Below are 16,499 nucleotides of genomic sequence, written 5' to 3'. Positions count from 1 at the left end.
AATTAAAATTTAACACGGGCTGATATACCTGAATCCTTATGATTGCGAGTGTTTTCCCATTTCGGACTGTTTTGGTGCAAATTTTAATTATGTTTTTGGCGATCGCGATCGAATCGTGGTTTCTACAAAAACTACTGAAACTCGGCCCCAAAACCAGCGTTGAATATACTGCCATCCTCAATCTCGGTTGCACTTGCGTAGGTTGGTTAGTTTTCTTCGGCATTGAAAGCGTTCTTTCCAAAGATTTGCGAGAACAGCTAATCGGTTATATTTTATTAGGCGGAGGGCAGAATGTTTACAATACCATAACTATGATAGCCGTCTCGATATTAGCAGTAACTTTTCTCGTTAAATGGCAAGGATTAGAAATCATAGGAAACGTGGTTTCCGGCAATAAAAAAGCTTCCAAACCTCAGTTTATAGGGCCGCCCACCCTCAGCCGCCGTCCTCCCAAAAAGACTTTTCAAGTAACTACTCAGTTTGGGGCAGTTTTAATCGCCCACACTGTTAGCAATTTCGTTATTTTAACCGTGTTGTTTTTGCAAAGCGTCAATAATAGAAATCTATGATGAAGCAATTTTTGGATGTGACTCAGCAACTAACTAAGCTGACGAACAACCTTTGGGAAACCAATAAAAAAGTCCAAAAGGCAATGATTCCGCCTAAAGTTGTCCACTGGAAGACGCCTTTACTGCTCAGCATCTTTTTAGGTGTGCTGACGGTGGCGGCAGTTACTGACTTGGCGACGAGAACTCTGATGTTTGATATGAGCTGGTTATTTTTTATACTTTCAATGGGTTTGCTGACCAGCCAGCAACCTTTTGTAATTAACAAAGTAAGTCTGAGTCCGTGGGTGACAAGCTTCTTAATTGGCTTGTGGTTGCTGATCAGGTTGCCGTCGGACAAAAAGGAAATAGCCTGGATATGCGGCCCAATTATAGCAGTAGTAGTTCTTGCTATCATCAGGGTTTGGAAGAGCGATTCAAAACGGGAAAGTATCAGGGAGTTGATGCGCCCTCAGTTTTTGATGATTACTCTAATTCATGTGACGTTTTCCTGTTGGTTTGCATTTCACTTTTTAATTCAAAGTTGGATACAACAGTATCCGAGCGTTTTATCGCAGGATTTGAGGAAAAGCGATTATGTGGTGACATTTCAACAGCCAACTATTAATCGCTCCCGAGGAGTTGTCATCCTCAATGCAATGGAGCGATACCTGCAAAATGAAGCCCGCACCAAACCGTGGCCGCAGGTTGAACAAATGTTAATAGATATTGACAACGAGCGATTTTTTCTGAAGAATCAAGCGTTAGGAACAATTGGGATAGTCCCAGAAGATGCTAGCTGGGATGTCAAAACTTCGATCGTTCAAGGACAGTCGCGCTATCAGTTAGAGATGCAAGCAACTTGGATGGGGCTAGTTTTTAGACCGGAAATATATTCGTTTACAAAGTCTTGCGAGGTGTTCGATACAGCCAATCGGGCGACTGTAACCTGCGACGCGATCAAACGCTCTAAACCCGGATTGAAAAAAGATGGAACTACGGGAGATAGTCAAGTTTGAGGCTGTCTTTGGCGGTTAGGAGAGCGGGAGAGTGGGAGAGCTTTTACACGGGAGTGCGAGCGTCCCGCTCGCTATTGTATATTCGGCAAGCGAGCGGGGACGATCGCACTCCTGAAAAACGCTTTTTACTCTCCGCAAAGATACTTCCGAAAGCCGAAGAGCGGGGAAAATCTTCCCTCTTCCTTCTTCCTTCTTCCTTCTTCCTTCTTCCTTCTTCCCTCTTCCTTAAACTAAAATATGGCTAAAGTTGACTGTGGGTTAATAAATAGATGAATTTGAGAAGAATCTTGACAGTCGCGACTAATGTATATTGGGAAGTAATTCGCGATCGCATCCTTTACTTAATTATTATTTTTGCTCTGTTGATGGGAGCCTCGGTGCGCTTGATACCGGAATTGGCAGCGACAACCGAAAAGAAAATTATCTTAGATATCGGTTTGGCTGCGATCGGTATTCTCGGTCTAATTGCCACAGTCTTTGTGGCTACCGGACTGGTCAACAAAGAAATTGAAAAGCGGACTGTTTACCTGTTAGTTGCCAAACCGATAAGTCGGGCTGAGTTAATTGTGGGCAAGCACTTAGGGCTGTCGGCGGTGCTGGCGGTACTGGTAGCAGCAATGACTGTTATCTATCTGGCTATTCTGAGTTTGAGCCGGATTCCTTACCCTTTGGGCAGCATTTTAATTGCTTCACTATTCATCTGGTTTGAGCTGTGTCTCATGGCCGCTGTTGGGATTTTATTTGGGGTTTTTAGCAGTTCGCTGCTGGCAAGTTTACTGACATTTGGCGTTTATTTTATGGGACACTCGACGCGAGATTTAGTGGCTTTGGGCAAGTTAACTAAAAATCCTGGCATTGAACAATTGATGATGGGACTTTATCTGGTTTTGCCGGATTTAGCCCGGTTTAATTTGAGAAATGATGCTGTTTACGGACAAGTTCCTTACTTGGCGGGTTTGATTACAGATGCTGGCTACGGTTTGCTGTATGTGGTGTTGCTGCTGTCAATTGCGATCGCCATATTTTCCCGCCGAGAATTTTAAAACGCGCGTATTGTTCGATCGTTCGGACTTTAGTCCTTTCTCGGATAAGGACTAAAGTCCGAACGATCGAACCTTTTTTATTATGGAATTAGCGAGCTAAGATATAGACAAGGTTATCGATCGGCAATCTCGACTGTTTGTAGTGTTACAAAAAAATGAAATTATGATATTGGAAAAACTAGAACAATTAAAAGATATTTTCGCGCAGATGGAACGGGCGCTGATTGCCTACTCTGGCGGAATTGATAGCACTTTGGTGGCAAAAATTGCTTTTGACGTGTTGGGCGATCGCGCTTTGGCTGTAACGGCTGTTTCTCCGTCTCTACTGCCAGAAGATTTAGAAGATGCGCGGATTCAAGCAGCAGAAATTGGCATCGCCCACCAGGAAGTAGAAACTCAGGAAATGGCAAATCCTAATTATACTTCTAACCCGGTTAATCGCTGCTATTTCTGCAAAAGCGAACTGCACGATACTTTGAAACCGCTAGCACTGGCAAAGGGTTATCCTTATGTGGTAGATGGGGTTAATGGTGATGATTTAAAGGATTACCGTCCGGGGATTCAGGCTGCTAAGGAACGGGGCGCGCGATCGCCTTTAGCAGAAGTTGGTATGACTAAATTTGAAGTTCGACAGTTGGCAAAAGAATTGGATTTGCCTTGGTGGGATAAACCGGCTCAACCTTGTTTGAGTTCGCGTTTTCCTTATGGTGAAGAAATCACTGTTGCTAAGTTGCAAAGAGTGGGGCGCGCTGAACGGTATTTGCGGCAGTTGGGACTGAAAAATCTGCGCGTGCGATCGGATGGAGACACCGCGCGCATTGAGTTACCAGCCCAGGAGATTCAGCAGTTTGTATTAAATGCTGATTTGCCTGGATTAGTAGCGGTGTTTCAGGAGTTTGGTTTTGTGTACGCGACTTTGGATTTGGAGGGGTTTCGCAGTGGCAAATTAAATCAGGTTTTGCAACCTGAATTGTTGGGGGCGAAGGGTTGATTAATTATCTTGAAAAAATGTCACTACAACCGTGTGTTCGTCCCGATCGCATTTAACTTGAAAACGGCGCTGAGGATAAAGCGATTTTAGGCGACTTTCCCACATCTGAGCTAATGCTTGTCCCAAATACAATAAATTGTCGATACTCGTATTTTCCGCACCGGGGAGAATGTCATCAACGTGCTGGTGGTTCATCACCTGCTCAATTGCAGCGACATCATTCCCCAGTTCGATTTTCCACTGTTCGTATATTTGACTGTTAAAGGCTTCGGACAAAAAGATACCGCCTTCATGTTCGACAAAATCTGGCCAGAATAGTTTTGTGAAAGCTATGGCAATTTCAATATTAGCAGATCCAAAAAGATAATCCCAGAGTGAAAAATCATCGCCGTTGGCTTTTTTCCATTGCTGGAAATCGATTAGTTTATCTGCATTCAAGGATATTTGTTTGATGAACATAATTTCTAGGGTATTTCATCTAATCTAGCTGGCCTAACTGTTTTCTCAGCTTGCACGTAAATGTCTCCTGCTGAGTTTTGGTTGTGTTTGTATTCAACGGCGTGAGGTGTCGGCACATTTGCATGAGCCCTTCCTGTCAAGTCTACTCGCTTAATTGCCCGTCCACTGTCATCGTAGACGATATAGCTGGTAATGTTCTTGCCATCCATGCGGTAGAGTAAGTTTTGGACACTTGCTCCATCTAGAGGAAATCTGCCACTTACCTGGGTTCCGACGGCTATAAGGGTGCTAGCGGGGATACCAACTGTCCAATCCACTGGTTTAGACATATATTACTCCTAAATTATTTTACCACCTCAGTTTGATATATGTAGGGGTACTTGGATTGTGACAGATCGCAATTTCTGGAAATTTGCATAAATCCTGACTGCTGGTTAAAGGAATAGCATAAACTCAAGTAGCAGCCAGAGTAGCAAGTTTTATGAAAGTTAAATTTAGATTAATCTCTGCCGTCTTGGCTTTGTTGTTGTCGGCGTACATCCCGTTTCGGGTGTTGGCTAACCCGCAACCTTCGGGGGACACTGTTAGTTCTGCCCTGTGGTGGCAAGTTTCTGTGTACAATCAGGTGCAGCAAATTAAAGATCGGCAATATCAAGGTTGCGTCTGGGGCGATTCTATTTCTTCGGCCCTGGGTGATTCTTTGGGATCGGAAAACTTTAATTTTGCGATCGGCGGAATGAGTTCTGTTTCGCTGCTAGAACAGCTTAAACTTGTAGTACCCCAGGGGTTTACCTGCGAAAAATCGATTTTGGCGATCGGCACAAATGATGCTATGTACGGGATTAGCGACGAGCAATTTGTCAGCAATTTGAAAGAGGCGATCGCAATTATGCGATCGCTAGGAACAAAAAAAATTATTCTGATTCCTGCTTTTTACTCAACTCTTGCCGCCAGCTACAATCCTAAATCAGCAGGAACAATTGCCAGAGTTGACGAAATCAATGTTCTCATCGATCAAGTAGCCACCGCCGAAAATCTGACCGTTGAATCTAGCGGTATACAAGCATTGTTTCAGGAAAAAGCCCTGAATGGAGATTTAACAAAAGACGGCGTTCACCTCAATGCCAAAGGTTTAGATATATACAGGAAAGTTTTGTTAAATATTTTAAATTCTTCCTCTGTAACGCGCACATCTTTCTGATAAATAATATCAAATCCGGTGGCATCGGAATGAATATTACCCACAGTCAGGACACGGCAATGCCGTGTCCTCATAGCGGTTCTCAAAAAAGTGAGGTATGCCCTATGCCCTATGCCCTATGCCCTATGCCCTATGCCCATGCCGGAAGCGTACCTGATCTTTCTGAGAAAGGCTATATGATGTCTAAGGAGTAGACTGAATTTGCTGTGGCGACTGCTGCTGAAGCTGAAGTTGTTGATTTTGAATCTGAAGTCGCTGATTTTCAACATCAATTTGTCGCTGTCTGTCTTGAAGTTGTAGTTGTCTGTCTTCTGCTTGCACTCTTCTATCTTCTGCTTGCTGCTGTCTGTCTTCTGCTTGCCGCTCTCTTTCAAACTGTCTATCTTCACGTTGCTGTTGTCTATCTTCACGTTGTTGACGAAGCTGATCGAGCTGATTTTTTCGCTCGAAATCTCCTCCCAAAAATAAGTTTTGAAAAGCGTTTATAGTTGTTTGAAACCCAGTGAAAATGTTACTAACACTGCCGATTCCAGTGGCAACTCCTGTTATCGGCTGCAAGAAAGTAGTGATATTGTCTGCTACCCTAGTATAGCCCGATCGCGCTACGAGAATTACATCGTTGTTTCGGAGAGTTGGGTTATTGTCAGGATTCAACCCTTGAGCAAAATCCACATTAATAGTGCGGCGAGTAACAGTACCGTTGGGGTTCAAACGCAGCAGTTCCACCTTGTCTTTTTTCGCCCGCAATTGATTAAAACTGCCCGCAGTGAGCAAAGCTTGGTGCAGGGATGTACTGGGTTTCACCAGCAAAGCTCCCGGTCTGATCACTTCCCCTACAATATTAATGCCGATCGCGTTTGGAGAGAAACTCGTACTTCCAAGTTGGGAAACTTCAGCTAAGTCTACAGTAGATGCCGTCGGAATAATGATGCTATCTCCTTCTTGCAGTAAAACATCTTGAGTTGCGTCACCTTTTTGTAGTAAATCCCACAGATTTACCATGATAGTTTGTTCAGTGCCACCTCTGATACGGCGGCGGATTTGGACGCGACGAATGTCTGCTTCCGTGGTGATACCGCCAGCAATTTTGAGTGCTCTAGTGATTGTTGGTAGCCCGACAACTGCCCCTGCTCCTTGCTGTTGATCGATAGAGACAAAACTCAGATCTGTTTGTTGGTTAGTCGATCGCAAATCCGAAGCAGATACAGTATAAGGCCCTGGCCTGTTCACTTCTCCGACAATTACCACGCCAATTGGTTTAGTAATATCAGCGGAAAAGTTAGCACTAGCTCTTTGACGGACTTCTTGAGTATTCAGAGAACTTGCTGTCGGTACAAAAATTGTATCTCCATCTCGGATCGTGACATCTTGGCTCAAATTTCCCGTGTCTAAAAAATCCTGCAAATTAACAGTAATAACTTGCTCTGGCCCACCTCTGCGGGGACGACGAATTTGGACGTTTCGCATATCTCCTGCGGATGTCACCCCTTTGGCAAGTTGCAGCATTTCCATCAAAGTCGGAAATTTTACGCCTCCTCCGGTTCCTTCTCTGCTGGCATTAATTTTGTAGGAACCGGGGCGAGTAACTTCACCGGCAACACCTATATTTAGGGGGCGAGTAACGATCAAAGTCACGGTGACAACGGGAACATTGATGAAGGGTTCGTATCGCTTGGTAATGACGGTAGCGGCCTGTTGCAGGCTCAATCCTTGAATTGAGACGCTGCGAATGATTGGTAGATTGAGGGTTCCGTCAACTAAGACTTGATATTCTTTGCTGAATTCTGGGACGCCGAAGATATCTAAAGCAATGCGATCGCCCGGGCCTAAAGTATAAGCTGCTTCTTGTGTCAGCGAACCAGAATTGCCGATCGGCAAACTTGAACCCGGAGGCGGCGGCGGTATTCTCGGCAGATTTGGGTTCCGAGTGGGTGCAGGAGTTCTGATGGCAGGCAACTGAGCTATACTGGGCAGCGAACTGCTGAGCACCAGGAGTGCTGACAAACTAAGACTTGTAGCGGTTTGAACGGTATGTTTCATGTTTCTTTCCTGGTTGCAGCCTGCCAATGAACGATCGCAATTTAACTAATTAATTTTAGTTTATTTTCCGTTCTGTCCAGTGTAGCCTCGCTGTGCTGCAAAATCCACAGGTGGATTCATCAAATTTGTGCGACAGTCGAGTACCTTATTTATCAAAAAAGTGTAAAGCCAGCCAACTGTTCTCAGAATTATTTATACATAATTCGGGATACAAATCAACCAGCCCAATAAAAGAGATAGAAAAAACTAGCCTTATTTGAGGTAAAATATTAAATAATTATATCTGCGGGACAAAGACAAGTGTCACTAAAATTAGATAAAGTAATTCCCTGGGGACGCTGCTTGGATGAATATATAGGAATGTTTAGCTTGACATCAAGTGACCTCAAGCTAGCAATTCTTGATTGTGCGGGCGGCCCGGCGAGTTTCAATGCCGAAATGACTCGCCAAGGTAAAAAGGTAATTTCTTGCGATCCAGTTTATCAGTTTACTGCGGTGGAAATTGGCGATCGCATCCAAGAAACATATCAAACTGTGATTGACGCTGTTAAGGCAAATGTAGATGGCTACCTGTGGAACAATTTTGAATCGCCGTACCAGCTAGGCGAAGTGCGGATGAAAGCGATGCAGGAATTTTTAGCAGATTTTCCTACTGGTTTGGAGCAAGGCCGCTACATGAAGGCTGAATTGCCAGTTTTGCCATTCAATAACGGTCAGTTTGATTTAGCTTTGTGCAGCCATTTCTTATTTGCTTATTCTCATTTGCTTTCAGAAGAATTTCATCTCGAAGCAATTACAGAAATGTGTCGGGTTGCGAAGGAGGTTCGGGTGTTTCCGCTGTTGCAGAGTTTTAGCGGGGAGGAATCCGAGCATTTAAACCAGATTATTGCTGAATTAAAAAACAAAAGTTTTCGTGTGGAAATTAGAGAGGCTCCCTATGAGTTTCAAAAAGGCGGAAATAAGATGATGCGAGTTACGGGGTGAATGTAATTTACCGGCCCAATGTAAGTGGCCGGGCGAATGGAATTTACCGGGCGAATGGAATTCGCGGCTATACAAACGATGTCCGGATGGTGCGCGGACTGGAAGACAATAATTACTATTTTATATACCAAGGTCAAAATGCTGAGCAACGCAGACTTAAGAAAAACAGGGACAGGGTGGGAATTTGTCAGCGAAGAGGCTGTAGAGGATTTTGTCGAAGCTCATTTGGAGAGTTTGCTCGGCTTGACAGTCATCAAGCGACAATTCACTGTTAACGAACAAAGATGCGATATTATAGCGGTGGACGAGAATAAACAGTTAGTTGTGGTGGAGTTGAAAAACGGTGAAGATCGATACATCGTCCAGCAGTTAACTCGTTATTATCATGCTTTGTTGGAACACAAACCTTTTGCGGATCGCGTAGATTACGCTCTACCCGTTCGTTTAGTCGCGATTGCGCCGAGTTTTCACAGGGATAGTTTTACAGATAGGAAGTACAATCATCTACTTTTACAGTTTTTGCAATTTGCGATCGTTCTTGACGGGGAAAAATTATATTTACAATTGAAAGATGTAGATGCCGAACATATTGCACGAGTAGGGATTACATATCGAGAACAATACAGCAACGAAACTCTATCTGAACCGCCAAGGTTGCTTTTAAAATTTATCAAGCAATATAATGAAACTGAACGCGAAGGAGTTTTGAGCGTTCGTAGACAGATTTTAGGCTGTGATAGACGGATCAAGGAAATTACTGACTCTAGTAGTATTAAGTATGGTCTAGGGAAAAATAAATTGATTGCTGAATTTAGATTTGATCCCCGACGAAATAGCCCTGCAATGTTTTTATGGCTCCCACTTCCCAGAGGATACAACAATAATAAAATCCTAGCTAGAATGAAAATTTGGACTAATTGGGAAATAGTCACAGATACAGGTTATATTCGGAAGGGAATTGGCATAATGATTAATGAGGATGAGTACAAATTGGGTCTGGTTACTCCTTCAGCTAAGTTAATGCCTGATATCTCCTATAGGGCATTAGGTGCAAGGGATAGATTTGTGAATGATCCAGTATACAGAGACAATTATGTTATGAAGAATTTGGCATCTTATGTGAGCAAGTATGGACGAAACTACCGTCACGGTTCGCCATTAGCGATGTCCATAACATACTATTTCAAGATAATTGGAAAAAGTGACGAATCCACTTTTTTAGAAAGAATAGTTAATTTAGCTTTAGAATCAAGATTAGTAAAACTCTAAGGGAGAATTAACAAATACGATCGCACCCCATCACCCCTTACTCAATCCACTATCCATCTGCGTCTATATGCGTGCATCTGCGGTCAAAAAAACTCTCGTCAATAGCTTCGCAAGAAATCCAATTAACAAACTTTGATATAATATTACATCTAGAAGCAAAACTCAAACCAACTCATGCCACAAACAGTCTGGATCGCACGCCACGGAAACCGCATCGACTTCGTTAACCCCGACTGGTTTCTCACCGCAGAACACCGCTATGACCCTCACCTTTCCGAAGACGGTCACGTTCAAGCAAAACAACTCGCCAATCGCCTCAAAGGTGAAGGAATTTCTCACATTTTCGCTTCCCCTTTTCTGCGTACTGTCCAAACTGCTAATCACGCGGCAGAAGCTCTTGATTTGTCGATAAAATTAGAGTGGGGACTGTGCGAATGGCTGAATCCTGAATGGATGACGGAAATGCCGGAAACTGAATCTATTGAGGATTTGTGCAGGCGTTTTCCGAGGATTGATGCTGCTTACAAAGGCGGTATTGCTAGTTATCCCGAAACCGGAGAAGCTTGTCTCAAAAGGGCGGGGGAAACTGCTAAACGCCTCGCTGCACAGTTTCCTGATGATATATTATTAGTAGCTCACGCTGGGTCGGTTGTGGGAAGTGCGATCGGGCTATTGGGCGATCCTAAAACAAAAATTAAGGCTTCTCTGTGCTGTTTGGTGAAAGTTGTGCGCGGTGAGGGCGAATGGTCGATCGCACTTAATGGCGATACTTCCCACCTCACGGACACTGAAGCGGTTGTTCGCTTTAATTAAAGATGAGATTCGTGCAAAAAATCGCATTTTATGCTATGTGTGTAAGGTGTACACTCCGCACCTTAGGTTTATTTGATCTCGATCGCACATTTTAAATTCAAAATCTTAAATCAGTATGTCTGGACACAGCAAATGGGCGACTATTAAACGCCAAAAAGCGAGAGTTGATTCCGCTAAAGGCAAGGTTTTTGCTAGAATATCTCGCGAAATAATTGTCGCCGCCCGCAGCGGAGTTCCCGATCCCGCTGGCAATTTTCAACTGCGGACAGCTATTGAAAAAGCCAAGGCGGCGGATATTCCTAGTGAAAACATCGAAAGGGCGATCGCCAAAGGTGCCGGTTTAGCCGGGGGTAGTTCGGAATTAGAAGCTATTCGCTACGAAGGTTACGGTATTGGCGGAGTTGCGATTCTGATTGAAGCGCTGACAGACAACCGCAACCGCACGGCGGCTGACTTGCGAGAAGCTTTTAGTAAAAATGGCGGCAATTTGGGCGAAACTGGTTGTGTGGGCTGGATGTTTGACCACAAAGGAGTTTGTACGATCAGCGGCCCGATTGATGAAGAACAATTGTTTGAAGCTTCCCTAGAAGCCGAAGCAGAATCCTATGATTTGATATCAATTGATGAGGATACTGAAGGCGCAGAGGTTTTGACAAGTGTGGCTAATTTGGAAAAGCTTGCTGATGTTTTGAAACAACAAAATTTTACAGTTTTGCAGTCAGAAAATCGCTGGATTCCGAGCAATACAGTGGAAATAGAAACTCCTGAAAAAGCCAAATCGCTCCTTAAGTTAATGGATGCGCTGGAAGATTTGGACGATGTGCAAAGTGTGACAGCTAATTTTGAAATGACCGATGAAATGATGTCGGCGATTATGACTTAAACTCCCTTGGTTCGTAGTGAGGACTTTAGTCCGCATAAAATCAGAGAACTAAAACAAAATTCGTAGGGTGCGTTGCCATCAACAATCATCAAAAAAGAGCGACAATTTAATAGCGACGCACCTGTTATTTTCAAGAACTAAGGAAACAAATCTAATATTTTTTTTGTACCCACCTTTTTTATAAATGGTATAAACCCATGCCAGATAAAAACAAAATCAACCCAGACAGCAGCGACTCAGCAGAACTTCCATCAGCAACCGAAGTAGCAGAAATTAGCGATCGACCAAAATCGGATGTGCTGGCTAAACGAGGGAATCAATCTCATTGGTTCGGTTCCGTTTTGGGAGCCGTCTCTACAAGCGCGAGTGCTGTGGGGAATGCAGCAGGAAGTGCTGGAAGTGCGATCGTTAATACCGCGAGTGCGGTGGGAAATGCAGCAGGAAGCGCTGGAAGTGCGATTTTTGTTAATACGGCTAGTGCGGTAGGGAATGCAGCAGGCAGTGCCGGAAGTGCGATCGTTAATACGGCGAGTGCTGTGGGGAATGCAGCAGGAAGTGCTGGAAGTGCGATTTTTGTTAATACGGCTAGTGCGGTAGGGAATGCAGCAGGCAGTGCCGGAAGTGCGATCGTTAATACGGCGAGTGCTGTGGGGAATGCAGCAGGAAGTGCTGGAAGTGCGATCGTTAATACCGCAAGTGCTGTGGGGAATGCAGCGGCGAGTGCTGGAAGTGCAGCAATGCAAGTTCCCAATTTTTTGGGTTCATCCATCGGTTTGATTTCCCAAAGTCCTATCCTGAAAAAACTGACTGAAAAGTTCAAAATCGACTGGTTAGTTAATGCTATAGATGCTGTTGATGTCGTGAAGGCAGAGGCGAAAGTTCGAGAGTTACAGCGCCAATATCCTCACGAGAAACCCCAAGAGATTGCACATCACTTGATGGTGCAAAAAGCCTTGCTAGCGGCAGGAACTGGCTTGGCTAGCAGTTTAGTCCCCGGCACGGCTTTGGCGTTGGCTGGCATGGATTTGGCGGCAATGACGGCGTTATCTGCCGAGTTGGTTTATCAAATTGCTGCCGCCTATGGCATGGATTTGCGATCGAGCGATCGCAAAGCAGAAGTTCTCGCCATTTTCGGTTTATCCTTGGGTAGCAATTTAGCGATCGAAGCTGGAGTTACTCTTGTCAGCAATATTCCCTTGGCTGGTGCTGTGATTAATGCTAGCGCCAGTGCAGCAATGATTTACGCGCTGGGATACGGTGCTTGTCGGTTTTATGAGGCGCATCTCGATTCCTCGAAAATCGAAACTAAGCTGGGAGATTTACGAGAGGTATTGCAAGGGGAAAGTGAGCAATATTTAGAAAAAGCGATCGCACAACAAACCGTAATGGATTGGATTTTGGTGTATGTCGTCTATGCCAGCCAAAAATTTACCCGATGGGATCAGTTATTACCCGAATTACAAGCAACGAATTTAAATCCCAGGACTTTAGCTGAGATTGAAGCTGTGACAAATAAGTCTAAATTGCTTCCTAAGTTGGATATTTTACTCGAACAACTCGAACTTGACTTTGCCGAACCACTTTTAAAGCGATGCACTGAGATTATCGAGGCTGACGGTGAAATTAATGAACAAGAGGGAAAAATTTTGCTGACAATTCAACGGGCTGTTTTGAGCAAAAGAAAGCAAGCGAAAAAACAAGCCCAGCCAACTTTGAGCGAGGATGCGGTATCGCCACCCACTGAAGCATAAACTGAACTCCAAGCTGCATCACAAATTCCCTATTGATCTTCTGATTCTGCTTCTACTAATAAATTGAATTCCAATATGCTACAAAACTTCAAGAAAATTTTAAAAATTGCTACGATATTAGACGTGCCAAAGATTGCTGATTTAATCGATACTGAATCACCAACTCCCTCTCGACCTGCTCATTCTCCTTCTGCTAAGTTGAGTGCAATTCTGCTGAAAAAATTCAAGCAGATTTTAGCAGGTTCTACGCGGTTAGAAGTCCCAGAGATTGGGTATTTAATCGATCAGGTCGATCGCATGACGGGAGAAGAGTTTGAGGAATTTTTAGCCTGCTGTTTCCGCAATCTCGGCTATGCGGTCGAAATGACACCCAAAACGGGGGATTTTGGTGCGGACTTGATTCTCTCTAAAGCCCGCAAGAAAACCGTTGTTCAGGCAAAACGCTATCAAGGCAAGGTGGGAAATTCCGCTGTGCAAGAAGTGGTGAGTGCTGTTAAGTATTACGGGGCCCAGGATGCGATCGCAATTACGAACAGCGAGTTTACAGCAAATGCTCATAAACTGGCTCAAGCGAATGGGGTAAAACTCTGGGGACGAGAACAGTTAATTGATTTAGTGATTCGAGCTAAAAAATAAGGGATCTATGAACCAAGAATCCCAGTCTATGAAAGAGCGGGGAGTGTCATTTTAAGCAACAAGATTTTACAGTTTTGCAGTCAAAAAATCGCTGGATTCCGAGCAATACAGTGGAAATAGAAACTCCTGAAAAAGCCAAATCGCTCCTTAAGTTAATGGATGCACTGGAAGATTTGGATGATGTGCAAAGTGTGACGGCGAATTTTGAAATGACAGATGAATTGATGTCTTTGAGTATGGTGTAACGATCTCGCATTACCAGATTTTTGCCATCCGCAAGACAAATCCCGGTAACTCTGGATCTGCGCTCACTGTTTCAGGATTATCCAAGATTTCAGGTTCGCGATCGGGACGGTAGATGTAGACTTTTCTGTTTTTGCGATCGATCAAGAAGCCGAGCGATACACCGTTGTCAATATATTCTTGCATCTTTTTTTGCAATCCCTTGAGAGTGTCACTAGAAGACCGCAATTCGATCACAAAGTCTGGACAAATCGGGGCGAATGAGGCTTTTTGTGCTTCAGTTAAGGCATTCCAACGCTCTAGTTTAATCCATGAGGCATCCGGGGAGCGGGTGGCTCCATTGGGCAAGGTAAAGCCTGCACTGGAGTCAAACGTTTCACCTGTGCCATCTTCTTCTGCCCAGTTCCCCAATTGTAGGGCAATTTTAAGGTTGCGGTTCCCTGTATCTGAAAAGGCTGGTGGCATAATGATAACTTCCCCACTGGCTGTACGCTCAATTCTCAAATCGCGATTAACTAGACAGAATTCATAGAACTGTTCAACATTCATCGATTGGATCGCAGGGAGATTGACGATCAGTGGGATGCTTTCGGTTTGAATTAGCAGCGTCGTCATGGTTTTTCCTCATTTGGTGCAGGCGTGACAGAATACATTGAACTTATCATATTTTAGCTTGGCGATCGAAAGTCTTAGTCGATCGGGGAATCGCAGCCTTGTATCCGCTTTTGGGCGGTGTTAATCATCTTTTTTGCCTGTGAGTAAATAAGTAACCATATATCCCTTTCCCTTAACTTGAATCGCGCCACGCTTCTGAAAAGTATATTTATCCTTTAATATTTCGTAGGTTTCGGTGGTGACTTGAATGCAGCCGGTAATTCCGTGGGATTCCATGCGCGAGGCAATATTTACTGTGTCGCCCCAAAGGTCGTAAATAAACTTTTTTAAGCCAATGACGCCGGCAACTACAGGGCCGCTGCTAATTCCGATCCGAATGCTGAAAGGCTCCGAATGCTCTAAACTGAGTATCCGAACTTCGTGTAGCATATCGATCGCCATATTCGCGATCGCCTCCGCATGATCCTCTCGTGGCGTAGGTAAACCGCCCACAACCATATAAGCATCACCAATAGTCTTAATTTTCTCCAAACCGTGGCGATCGGCCAAATGGTCAAAAGCCGAAAAAATATCGTTGAGCACTTTCACCACCGCAGTCGCTGAAATTCTCGAAGAAAGCTCCGTAAACCCCACAATGTCCGCAAACATCACAGTTACTTCCCCAAAACTTTCGGCAATATTGTGTTCATTGTCCTTCAAACGCAGGACGATCGCCGCCGGCAAAACATTCAGCAACAGTTGCTCGGATTTCCCTTGTTCGAGTTCCAACTGTTGGTAAGCAGTCTGCAACTGTTCGGCTTGGAGAATTCTTTCTCGGGCTAGCTTTTCGATTTGGGTGGTGCGGCTCAAAGCTGTCAGCATATATGTCACCGGCAGCAGAGTCCACAACATCCCCATCGTCAGAGTTCCCCAAGAACGCCAGTGCTTGCGAGTCTTCCGAATTTCCGGCGTTGCGGACACGTACACAGACCACGGGCGGCCGCTAATTTTCAGCATCCTTTGGCAAGCTCGGCGCTCCGGATCTTGCTCGTCTTGAATCGGGCAATTTGACCTGAGATCTTGTTTCGCAGCCACCGATGCGGTCAGCACTTGTTGGCTCGCCGGTTGGAACAGCACCGCAAATTGCGGAATTTGACCGTTAGCAGCGAAGTTTTGGAGAACCGTGTCGGCCCTTGGCGGTAACAGCGGCGCTGCTTCTTGCTTGTCTGGAGCCTCGCTGGCGAGATAAATGGTGAGGTAGTCGGTATTGCGTCCTTTTAAAGAGGTTTGGAAAATATCTTTGCCTTGAAATACCCCCAAAACAAATCCTTGCAGCAGTTGGCGGCGGGATTCCACGGTAGTCGGTTTAGTGCTATTTTTGTAAATCGGAACTATTACCAAAAGACCCGGTTCCGGGGAGTTGACCCCAAAGCCGGCGTAGCTAGTGACAATCATTTCTCCAGTATCGCGGGCGCGATCGATCGTGGCGCGAATTTCTGGGTAGGAGTTAAGGTCAAAGCCCAATGTTGTCTCGTTTCCGGCTGTTGGTTCGACGTAGAAAGCCGGGAAGTATTCGGAACGCTGGCGGGCCTTGCGCAGTTCTCCGCCAGGGCCGCGCTCTGTAATCTCGAAACTGGAGTCGGTTTCGCTTCTGGCTTGGGCTTCGTAGTTGGCCCGCTGGGAATTGGGGACGCGAGGGGCCCAAGCCAAGAGTTGCAGGCTGGGGTGGACAGATAGGGGGCGGCCGACAAAGCTGGCAAAAGATGAACGCTCGACGGCGCTAAAGGCTTTCATGTAGTCGCTGAGGGCGAGAACTGCGTCTAAGTCCGAGTTGAGTTGGCGTTCGATGCCGATCGAAATATCATCGATGCGGCGGTGCATTTCGTAATCGTGGCGCCTGTCTTCCCAGTCCCAAACCAAGGCAAATGCCAGGGCCGAGAATCCGACACCCAAAAGAAGTGTCAACCCGGCTGGAACGTAGCGAGACCAGGATAAAGGTAGTTTTTTCAGCATAATTGCCTAGCGAAT

Annotated in this window: 16 protein-coding genes and 1 pseudogene; 12 read left to right on the top strand and 5 right to left on the bottom strand. The window is 45.0% G+C overall.

Features of this window, described 5'->3' with window-relative positions:
- Positions 1 to 38 precede the first annotated feature (38 nt).
- The 4 genes from fraC to larE all read left to right on the top strand — a co-directional run bounded on the left by fraC (position 39) and on the right by larE (position 3,598).
- Positions 39 to 569 (top strand): filament integrity protein FraC, encoded by a 531-nt coding sequence (gene fraC, locus QUB66_RS06765; protein WP_265234539.1) that lies wholly within the window; start codon positions 39 to 41, stop codon positions 567 to 569.
- On the top strand, positions 566 to 1,564 hold the full coding sequence (locus QUB66_RS06760; RefSeq protein WP_265234538.1) for a DUF5357 domain-containing protein: 999 nt from the start codon (positions 566 to 568) through the stop codon (positions 1,562 to 1,564). The genes fraC and QUB66_RS06760 overlap by 4 nt, the downstream gene beginning before the upstream one ends.
- Positions 1,565 to 1,833: 269 nt before the next feature.
- Complete coding sequence (locus tag QUB66_RS06755) at positions 1,834 to 2,607, top strand: ABC transporter permease (protein WP_332966974.1); 774 nt, start codon at positions 1,834 to 1,836, stop codon at positions 2,605 to 2,607.
- Positions 2,608 to 2,770: 163 nt separating this feature from the next.
- Positions 2,771 to 3,598 (top strand): ATP-dependent sacrificial sulfur transferase LarE, encoded by an 828-nt coding sequence (gene larE / locus QUB66_RS06750; protein ID WP_265234536.1) that lies wholly within the window; start codon positions 2,771 to 2,773, stop codon positions 3,596 to 3,598.
- Here the strand turns inward: larE and QUB66_RS06745 are convergent, their stop codons facing one another.
- Positions 3,599 to 4,057 (bottom strand): hypothetical protein, encoded by a 459-nt coding sequence (locus QUB66_RS06745; protein WP_265234535.1) that lies wholly within the window; start codon positions 4,055 to 4,057, stop codon positions 3,599 to 3,601.
- A 5-nt stretch (positions 4,058 to 4,062) separates the two neighbouring features.
- Positions 4,063 to 4,386, bottom strand: coding sequence for a polymorphic toxin type 24 domain-containing protein (locus QUB66_RS06740; protein WP_332966971.1), 324 nt, complete (start codon positions 4,384 to 4,386; stop codon positions 4,063 to 4,065).
- Positions 4,387 to 4,538: 152 nt separating this feature from the next.
- Between QUB66_RS06740 and QUB66_RS06735 the strand changes: the two genes are divergently transcribed.
- The gene (locus tag QUB66_RS06735; protein WP_332966970.1) at positions 4,539 to 5,258 is read left to right on the top strand and encodes an SGNH/GDSL hydrolase family protein; all 720 of its coding nucleotides are present in this window, start codon (positions 4,539 to 4,541) and stop codon (positions 5,256 to 5,258) included.
- Between the two features lie 183 nt (positions 5,259 to 5,441).
- Here the strand turns inward: QUB66_RS06735 and QUB66_RS06730 are convergent, their stop codons facing one another.
- Entirely contained in the window at positions 5,442 to 7,298 is a 1,857-nt protein-coding gene (locus QUB66_RS06730; protein WP_332966968.1) for a polysaccharide biosynthesis/export family protein, read from the bottom strand.
- A gap of 300 nt (positions 7,299 to 7,598) precedes the next feature.
- Between QUB66_RS06730 and QUB66_RS06725 the strand changes: the two genes are divergently transcribed.
- The 7 genes and pseudogenes from QUB66_RS06725 to QUB66_RS06695 form a co-directional block, all read left to right on the top strand.
- Complete coding sequence (locus QUB66_RS06725) at positions 7,599 to 8,282, top strand: class I SAM-dependent methyltransferase (protein WP_332966966.1); 684 nt, start codon at positions 7,599 to 7,601, stop codon at positions 8,280 to 8,282.
- A gap of 138 nt (positions 8,283 to 8,420) precedes the next feature.
- Positions 8,421 to 9,551, top strand: a complete 1,131-nt coding sequence (locus tag QUB66_RS06720; RefSeq protein WP_332966964.1) for an endonuclease NucS domain-containing protein — start codon at positions 8,421 to 8,423, stop codon at positions 9,549 to 9,551.
- Positions 9,552 to 9,725: 174 nt separating this feature from the next.
- Positions 9,726 to 10,364, top strand: a complete 639-nt coding sequence (locus QUB66_RS06715) for a histidine phosphatase family protein (protein WP_332966962.1) — start codon at positions 9,726 to 9,728, stop codon at positions 10,362 to 10,364.
- A 115-nt stretch (positions 10,365 to 10,479) separates the two neighbouring features.
- Entirely contained in the window at positions 10,480 to 11,247 is a 768-nt protein-coding gene (locus tag QUB66_RS06710; protein ID WP_332966960.1) for a YebC/PmpR family DNA-binding transcriptional regulator, read from the top strand.
- Between the two features lie 197 nt (positions 11,248 to 11,444).
- The gene (locus tag QUB66_RS06705) at positions 11,445 to 12,998 is read left to right on the top strand and encodes a hypothetical protein (protein WP_332966959.1); all 1,554 of its coding nucleotides are present in this window, start codon (positions 11,445 to 11,447) and stop codon (positions 12,996 to 12,998) included.
- A 75-nt stretch (positions 12,999 to 13,073) separates the two neighbouring features.
- Positions 13,074 to 13,634, top strand: coding sequence for a restriction endonuclease (locus QUB66_RS06700; RefSeq protein ID WP_332966958.1), 561 nt, complete (start codon positions 13,074 to 13,076; stop codon positions 13,632 to 13,634).
- 65 nt (positions 13,635 to 13,699) lie between these two features.
- Positions 13,700 to 13,879: pseudogene (locus tag QUB66_RS06695) on the top strand (YebC/PmpR family DNA-binding transcriptional regulator); the annotation flags it as partial.
- A gap of 10 nt (positions 13,880 to 13,889) precedes the next feature.
- On the opposite strand, the gene QUB66_RS06690 reads toward QUB66_RS06695, so the two are convergent.
- Both QUB66_RS06690 and QUB66_RS06685 read right to left on the bottom strand, forming a co-directional pair.
- A complete protein-coding gene (locus tag QUB66_RS06690) occupies positions 13,890 to 14,492 on the bottom strand; it encodes a Uma2 family endonuclease (protein WP_265234524.1) in 603 nt (200 codons plus the stop codon).
- 120 nt (positions 14,493 to 14,612) lie between these two features.
- Positions 14,613 to 16,484: an adenylate/guanylate cyclase domain-containing protein gene (locus tag QUB66_RS06685; RefSeq protein ID WP_332966956.1), complete on the bottom strand. Its 1,872-nt coding sequence runs from the start codon at positions 16,482 to 16,484 to the stop codon at positions 14,613 to 14,615.
- Positions 16,485 to 16,499: the final 15 nt, after the last annotated feature.

Origin of the sequence: Microcoleus sp. A2-C3 (assembly GCF_036706065.1) — a bacterium.
Lineage (GTDB): Bacteria > Cyanobacteriota > Cyanobacteriia > Cyanobacteriales > Microcoleaceae > Microcoleus.
Note: the sequence above shows the minus strand (reverse complement) of the source record. Positions and strands in the feature narration are given on the sequence as shown.

Excerpts from the sequence above, each read along its gene's own strand:
- fraC (WP_265234539.1), top strand. The coding sequence starts at position 39 with ATGATTGCGAGTGTTTTCCCATTTCGGACTGTTTTGGTGCAAATTTTA.
- QUB66_RS06760 (WP_265234538.1), top strand. The coding sequence starts at position 566 with ATGATGAAGCAATTTTTGGATGTGACTCAGCAACTAACTAAGCTGACG.
- QUB66_RS06755 (WP_332966974.1), top strand. The coding sequence starts at position 1,834 with ATGAATTTGAGAAGAATCTTGACAGTCGCGACTAATGTATATTGGGAA.
- larE (WP_265234536.1), top strand. The coding sequence starts at position 2,771 with ATGATATTGGAAAAACTAGAACAATTAAAAGATATTTTCGCGCAGATG.
- QUB66_RS06745 (WP_265234535.1), bottom strand. The coding sequence starts at position 4,057 with ATGTTCATCAAACAAATATCCTTGAATGCAGATAAACTAATCGATTTC.
- QUB66_RS06740 (WP_332966971.1), bottom strand. The coding sequence starts at position 4,386 with ATGTCTAAACCAGTGGATTGGACAGTTGGTATCCCCGCTAGCACCCTT.
- QUB66_RS06735 (WP_332966970.1), top strand. The coding sequence starts at position 4,539 with ATGAAAGTTAAATTTAGATTAATCTCTGCCGTCTTGGCTTTGTTGTTG.
- QUB66_RS06730 (WP_332966968.1), bottom strand. The coding sequence starts at position 7,298 with ATGAAACATACCGTTCAAACCGCTACAAGTCTTAGTTTGTCAGCACTC.
- QUB66_RS06720 (WP_332966964.1), top strand. The coding sequence starts at position 8,421 with ATGCTGAGCAACGCAGACTTAAGAAAAACAGGGACAGGGTGGGAATTT.
- QUB66_RS06715 (WP_332966962.1), top strand. The coding sequence starts at position 9,726 with ATGCCACAAACAGTCTGGATCGCACGCCACGGAAACCGCATCGACTTC.
- QUB66_RS06710 (WP_332966960.1), top strand. The coding sequence starts at position 10,480 with ATGTCTGGACACAGCAAATGGGCGACTATTAAACGCCAAAAAGCGAGA.
- QUB66_RS06705 (WP_332966959.1), top strand. The coding sequence starts at position 11,445 with ATGCCAGATAAAAACAAAATCAACCCAGACAGCAGCGACTCAGCAGAA.
- QUB66_RS06700 (WP_332966958.1), top strand. The coding sequence starts at position 13,074 with ATGCTACAAAACTTCAAGAAAATTTTAAAAATTGCTACGATATTAGAC.
- QUB66_RS06690 (WP_265234524.1), bottom strand. The coding sequence starts at position 14,492 with ATGACGACGCTGCTAATTCAAACCGAAAGCATCCCACTGATCGTCAAT.
- QUB66_RS06685 (WP_332966956.1), bottom strand. The coding sequence starts at position 16,484 with ATGCTGAAAAAACTACCTTTATCCTGGTCTCGCTACGTTCCAGCCGGG.